This window comes from Rhodobium orientis (assembly GCF_003258835.1).
GTDB classification, from domain to species: domain Bacteria; phylum Pseudomonadota; class Alphaproteobacteria; order Rhizobiales; family Rhodobiaceae; genus Rhodobium; species Rhodobium orientis.
In genome coordinates this window covers 69,861-76,248 of sequence record NZ_NPEV01000018.1, presented here as the reverse complement: position 1 = coordinate 76,248, position 6,388 = coordinate 69,861, and the positions used below count along the sequence as shown (strand labels likewise).

Sequence of the window (6,388 nt, the reverse complement as noted above, 5' to 3'; positions counted from 1 at the left end):
CATCTGCGACCTCTTCGACCCCGAAGAATGCTTCAACTTCCTCAAAGCGTCAGGATATGTCGCAGATTAAACGCAAAGCGCTCTAAAAATGGCTTGCGTAGAATAATTGAATGACCCCAAAACTGACGCCTCCAACAAAAAATACCGTAAAATCCCATTCGGAAACGGAAGGATCTAAACGATCATACTCAAAAAATACGTGAAAATAGAACGCGCATGAAAAATATACTACGAATAATAAAACTGATAATATTCGGACCCAATTCTTCAAATCTGAATATGTAAACAGGAACGATACAACCAATATCGCTAAAAAACCCAAGCTCGTATAAAAATATATTGAGTCACAAAATTGCGTCGGTAGCCTTCGAAGGATAATTGTTGAATATAGGATCAAGATAAAGGGAACAATGAACAATAAGCCGGAATATGGCGCCACCTTTTTGGCGACATTTCTCCAAGACGATCCATCGGTCTGCCGTTGGATCATTCGGCGACCCATGCGTTCATGATCCAGCCCTTGATCGAAACTGCTGAAAAATCCAATACGTAGGCCCGTATAGCGCCCTCACGATTTTTTCCAATTTTCAAGCTCGTCAATCAAATGCTCAAATTGAAGCAGGGCCGCCGCAGAAACACAAAAAAGGGCCGCGGAACGAACCGCAGCCCTTCTTCTTGTCGGATGCCGAAACGCCTTAGCGCTTGGAGAACTGGAAGCTCCGGCGGGCCTTGGCGCGGCCGTATTTCTTGCGTTCCACGACGCGGGAGTCGCGGGTCAGGAAGCCGCCCTTCTTCAGGATGCCGCGCAGGTCCGGCTCATAATAGGTGAGCGCCTTGGAGATGCCGTGGCGGAGCGCGCCGGCCTGGCCGGACAGGCCGCCGCCGGAGACGGTGGCGACGATGTCGTACTGGCCGTCGCGGTCGGCCGCGAGGATCGGCTGGCGGACGATGAGCTGCAGCACCGGACGACCGAAATACTCGGTGAAGTCCTTCTTATTGACGGTGATGCGGCCGCTGCCCGGCTTCAGCCAGACGCGGGCGACCGCGTCCTTGCGCTTGCCGGTGGCGTAGGAGCGGCCCTGGGCGTCCAGCTTCTGGACGTGGACCGGGCCCTCGGACTCGGCGGCGGCGACCGGCGTCGTGCCGAGTGCCGTACCCAGATCCTCAAGAGATTGGATTTCGTCGGCCATTCTCAGGCACTCCTCTTGTTCTTGGCATTGAAGCTCGCCAGGTCGACGGCCTCGGGCTGCTGGGCCTCGTGCGGATGCTCGGCGCCGGCATAGATGCGCAGGTTCTTGAGCTGCGTGCGGCTCAGCGGGCCACCCGGCATCATGCGCTTGATCGCCGCTTCGACGACGCGCTCCGGGAACCGGCCTTCCAGGATCTCACGCGCGGTGCGATCCTTGATGCCGCCCGGATAGCCGGTGTGCCAGTAGTAGACTTTGTCGGAATATTTGCGGCCGGTGAGCACCACCTTGTCCGCATTGATGATGATGACGTTGTCACCGCAGTCCATATGGGGCGTGAAGGTCGCCTTGTGCTTGCCGCGCAAACGATTTGCGACGAAAGCGGCAAGACGGCCGACGACGGCGCCCTCGGCGTCGATCAAGATCCATTTCTTATCGATCTCGGACGCTTTGGCCGAATAGGTCTTCATGCGATCAGCCCTGGTTTTCGTGTTTCGATCGGGTTTTTCTGGTCGGCGCGCGATCCCTTGACGGGAAAAACGCGAAAGGCGGCCAAGCCGGCCGCCGCCAATCGCCGCGTGATGTACGGGAGCGACGCCCCGCCGTCAAGCGCTTTTTTCAAAAATCCGTTCAAAACCAGATGGTTGGGATAACGGTATTATAATACTCATTTGTCCCGCGGCGGGATCGAATAGGTCGCCGTGGCGTGCGCGACGATGGTGTCGGAGGCGACCGAGTGCATCCGGCATTCGGTGACGGCAAGCCGTTTGCCGAGCTTCAAGAGCCGGCAGTCGGCGACGATGTCGCCCGGCTCCGGCTTGTTGAGGAAATTGATGTTGAGGTTGGTGGTGACGGCCAGCGCCACCGGGCCGATATGGGCGAGGATCACCACATAGGCGGCAAGGTCGCACAGCGTCATCATCGCCGGGCCGGAGACTGTGCCGCCGGGGCGCAGGTGCCGCGCGGCGGCGTGCAGGCGCAGGCTCGCGGCGCCCGGCGCAATGCCCTCAATGAAATAGGACTGGCCGCCCTCATGTATCTGCGGGAATTCGCGGTCGAGCAGCGCGATGACTTCGTCCGCGCTCATGATCGGTTCGAGCGCCATGCGCCCCCTCCCCCGTTTTTTCTATTGTTACGCCGCCATTTTGCCGAACCGGCGCGTTATGGCAAGGAGGCTGACGCATTCCTGTGAAACCCGGTTGCGTCTTTGTCGACGGCGCGCGCGAAGGCCGATATTGTGGCGCCGAACCGTGACGCCAAAGATCGCCCAGAGGAAACGCGATGACCCTCGATGCTGCCCTTCCCGCCGAGACCGAGCCGCTGGTGATCCGCGAGGACGTCGACGGCGTCGCCATCCTGACGCTGAACCGGCCGAAGGCGCTGAACAGCCTGTCGGTGCCGCTGCTTGAGGCGATGAAGGCCGAGCTCGACACGGTCGGCAACGACCCAAAGGTCCGCGCCGTCATCATCCGTGGCGCCGGGCGCGGCTTCTGCGCCGGCCATGACCTCAAGGAAATCACGTCCCACCGCTCCGAGGAGGACGGCGGCAAGGCGTTTTACGACGACCTCTTTGCGCTTTGCACCGAGACCATGCTGACGATCGCCCGGCTTCCCGTCGTCGTCATCGCCGAGGTGCACGGCATTGCGACCGCCGCCGGCTGCCAGCTCGTCGCGAGCTGCGACATGGCAATCGCCTCGGACCTTGCCCGCTTCGGCGTCAACGGCGTCGATGCCGGCCTGTTCTGTTCCACGCCCATGGTGGCGCTGTCGCGCAACGTGCCGCGCAAGGCGGCTATGGAGATGCTGACCACGGGCGAAATCATCGGTGCGGAGCGTGCCCGCGAGCTCGGCCTCGTCAACCGCGTGGTAGAGGCCACAGAACTTTCTTCCGCGACGCTGGCGCTCGCCCGGCGCGCGGCGGAAAAATCCCGCAAGGTCGTCGCCCTCGGCAAGGCCGCCTTCTACCGCCAGGTCGAGGCCGGCATCACGGAGGCCTACAACGACATGAGCTGCGTCATCGTCGACAATCTGATGATGGCGGATGCGGAGATCGGCATTGCCGCCTTCATCGACAAGCGCACACCCGTCTGGGAGGACGATGCCCCGGCCGCTCCGGCGATCGCGGTCGACCACGACGCCTATGACGATGCCTACATCCGCGACATCCTCGATACGGTGAAGACCGTCGCGATCGTCGGCGCCAGCGCCAACCCAACGCGGCCGAGCCATCTCGTCATGAAATATCTTCTGGCCAAGGGTTACCGGGTGATCCCGGTCAATCCAGGCCTTGCCGGCAAGGAACTGCTCGGCCAGCCGGTGCATGCCAGCCTTGCCGACATTCCGGGGCGGGTCGACATGGTCGACATCTTCCGCAATTCGGCCGCCGCCGCGGCAATCACCGAGGAAGCGCTGCGGCTCGACCCGCGGCCGAAGGCGATCTGGATGCAACTCGGCGTGCGCAACGACGAGGCCGCGGCCCGGGCCGAGGACGCGGGCATCCGCGTCGTCATGAACCGCTGCCCGAAGATCGAATATGGCCGACTCTCCCACGAGATCGCCTGGACCGGCGTCAACAGCCGCACGATCTCCTCAAAGCGCCCCAAGCTGCAGAAGGGTTTCCAGCATCTCGGCCTGCGCGGGGGACCGCACAAGCATGCGTGATGCATGCAGCAGGTAGGTGCGTAAATTCCGAAAATGCTAGCGATTGCCGCGTTCGGCGGCACATCGCCGAACCAAGTCTGAAAACAGTCCGACATCGCGGTAGGACTTGGAAAACTCCCGGGCGCCATATCGCCATAAATACACGCCTTCTCCTTGGACCTTTGCGACCCGTGGAGAATGCTCGCCAATGAAATAGCCTAAATCTACTTCGGAAAAAGCGTAAATTCGGCTGGTATTGATGACGTTCCAGGCAGGTTTGGTAATGCGAAACATGCAGGCCGTTTGATGGTCGATCGCTGCAAATTCTTTTGCCAGAGGCGTGGTCAATTCAAGATAGGCAGCGATCGTCACCACCGGAAAGGCGCTGGCGAATGCTGCCAATGCGATCCACCCTTGCTTCGGCAAAGCCGCGCCTATCACCAAATAGTTGAACAATCCGATCCATGCTGTGGCATCAGCCCAGTGGTTTCCGTACCGATCTCCTGTTCCGGGGAAAGCATCCATCACGCCGAGAAGGGTGAATGCCAGCATTAACAATGAAAATATTAGATTAACAACAATGCGGGAATACTCCCGCGCACTCAAGATCACTACAAAAGCAAACAAATTTATGAAATACCCGGCGTTTTCAGCGGCCGCCGCCGCCTCAGCGGCCCAGGTGTGATCTTCCACACCAATCAAAATGTAGATAATCGAGGCCGCAGCAACCGCCATGGGGCTCCAAAGCGCAAAGCGTAGCAATGGGATTGTTGAAAACATGCAAGTCAATCCTGCCCGGTATTTCCCGTAATTTATTGCCTAAGACAAGCAAGGCCGGTCGACCCAACGCTGCATGTGGGAACGACTTCGGAATTTCGATTTGGACCTGATCTACGGACGATCGACGTGGCCCCGCGCTTTTGAAGCCACAACCATAGGTCTATCATATGACCGGCCTTGCCAGCACTCTTCAATCTGGCGGCTGTGTCGCTGTGGTTAAGCGACTTCCTCCATGAACCCTAAATTAGCCGCGCCTCATTTGACGGAAGCTCCGTTCTCGGCAACAAACGCGCCAGAGCCCTGACACTCAGGCATTCCACAACCCGCGCGACATCAACAGGGGGAATTTTCATGACCGCCGACCGCGAACCCGGCTTTGCAACGCTCGCCGTCCATGCCGGCGCCCAGCCCGACCCGACCACCGGGGCACGGGTGACGCCGATCTACCAGACCACGGCCTATGTCTTCGACGATGTCGACCACGCCGCGTCCCTGTTCGGGCTGCAGGCCTTCGGCAACATCTACACCCGCATCACCAACCCGACGACGGCCGTGCTGGAAGAGCGCGTCGCGGCGCTGGAAGGCGGCACCGCTGCGCTCGCGGTCGCCTCCGGCCACGCCGCGCAGATGCTGATCTTCCACACCATGCTGACGCCGGGCGACGAGTTCGTCGCCGCCAACCGGCTCTATGGCGGCTCGATCAACCAGTTCAACCACTCCTTCAAGAGCTTCGGCTGGAACGTCGCCTGGGCCGACGCCGACAACCCTGAGAGCTTTGCCGACGCCATCACCGACAAGACCAAGGCGATCTTCATTGAAAGCATCGCCAATCCGGGCGGCAGCATCACCGACATCGCGGCGATCGCCGATATCGCGCGAAAGGCCGGCGTGCCGCTGATCGTCGACAACACCATGGCGACCCCGTACCTCTGCAAGCCGCTGGAGCACGGCGCCGACATCGTCGTCCATTCGGCGACGAAATTCCTCGGCGGCCACGGCAACTCGATGGGCGGCGTGCTGGTCGACGGCGGCAGCTTCGACTGGTCGAAGGGCGGGCGCTATCCGTTCCTGTCCGAGCCGCGGCCGGAATATCAGGGCATGGTGCTGCACGAGACCTTCGGCAACTTCGCCTTCGCCATCGCCGCGCGCGTCCTCGGCCTGCGCGATCTGGGGCCGGCGATCTCGCCGTTCAACGCCTTCCAGATCATGACCGGCATCGAAACGCTGGGCCTTCGGATGCAGAAGCATTGCGAAAACGCCCAGCTCGTCGCCGAATGGCTCGATGCCCATCCGGCCGTCTCCTGGGTCTCCTATGCGGGCCTGCCTTCGTCGCCCTACCACGCGCTCGCCAAGGCCTTGATGCCGAAGGGCGCGGGCGCCGTCTTCACCTTCGGCGTCAAGGGCGGTTACGACGCGGGCGTTGCCGTCGTCTCCAATGTCGAGCTGTTCTCGCACCTCGCCAATATCGGCGACACGCGCAGCCTGATCATCCACCCGGCCTCGACCACCCACCGCCAGCTCTCCGACGAGCAGAAGGTGGCAGCCGGCGCCGGCCCGGACGTGATCCGGGTCTCGATCGGCATCGAGGAGGCCGAGGACATCATCGCCGACCTCGACCAGGCGCTTTCAGCCATCGGCTGATCGCCGTCCCGATTTCGAACGCCCAAGGCCGCGCAGGTGGAAAACCCTGCGTGGCCTTTTTCGTGTGCCCACCGGTCCGCGGATAACGCAGACGTGACGGCACCGGCCCTCTTGTGATCGCGTTGCCGGTTCGGGTCGTG

The 6,388-nt window shown here is 61.0% G+C and carries 6 protein-coding genes; 2 read left to right on the top strand and 4 right to left on the bottom strand.

Features of this window, described 5'->3' with window-relative positions:
- Positions 1-695: 695 nt before the first annotated feature.
- The 3 genes from rpsI to CH339_RS10415 all read right to left on the bottom strand — a co-directional run bounded on the left by rpsI (position 696) and on the right by CH339_RS10415 (position 2,292).
- Positions 696-1,190 carry a 30S ribosomal protein S9 gene (gene rpsI / locus CH339_RS10425; protein WP_111434294.1) on the bottom strand — a complete coding sequence of 165 codons (495 nt, stop codon included), beginning with the start codon at positions 1,188-1,190 and terminating at the stop codon, positions 696-698.
- Between the two features lie 2 nt (positions 1,191-1,192).
- Positions 1,193-1,657, bottom strand: a complete 465-nt coding sequence (gene rplM, locus CH339_RS10420) for a 50S ribosomal protein L13 (RefSeq protein WP_111434293.1) — start codon at positions 1,655-1,657, stop codon at positions 1,193-1,195.
- A 197-nt stretch (positions 1,658-1,854) separates the two neighbouring features.
- Positions 1,855-2,292, bottom strand: a complete 438-nt coding sequence (locus CH339_RS10415; protein WP_111434292.1) for a PaaI family thioesterase — start codon at positions 2,290-2,292, stop codon at positions 1,855-1,857.
- A 176-nt stretch (positions 2,293-2,468) separates the two neighbouring features.
- Between CH339_RS10415 and CH339_RS25320 the strand changes: the two genes are divergently transcribed.
- Positions 2,469-3,848 (top strand): enoyl-CoA hydratase, encoded by a 1,380-nt coding sequence (locus CH339_RS25320; protein WP_111434291.1) that lies wholly within the window; start codon positions 2,469-2,471, stop codon positions 3,846-3,848.
- A gap of 36 nt (positions 3,849-3,884) precedes the next feature.
- Here CH339_RS25320 and CH339_RS10405 read toward each other — a convergent pair whose 3' ends face one another.
- Positions 3,885-4,607, bottom strand: a complete 723-nt coding sequence (locus CH339_RS10405; RefSeq protein WP_146610150.1) for a hypothetical protein — start codon at positions 4,605-4,607, stop codon at positions 3,885-3,887.
- 351 nt (positions 4,608-4,958) lie between these two features.
- On the opposite strand from CH339_RS10405, the gene CH339_RS10400 reads away from it, so the two are divergent.
- Positions 4,959-6,248: an O-acetylhomoserine aminocarboxypropyltransferase gene (locus tag CH339_RS10400; RefSeq protein WP_111434289.1), complete on the top strand. Its 1,290-nt coding sequence runs from the start codon at positions 4,959-4,961 to the stop codon at positions 6,246-6,248.
- Positions 6,249-6,388 lie beyond the last annotated feature (140 nt).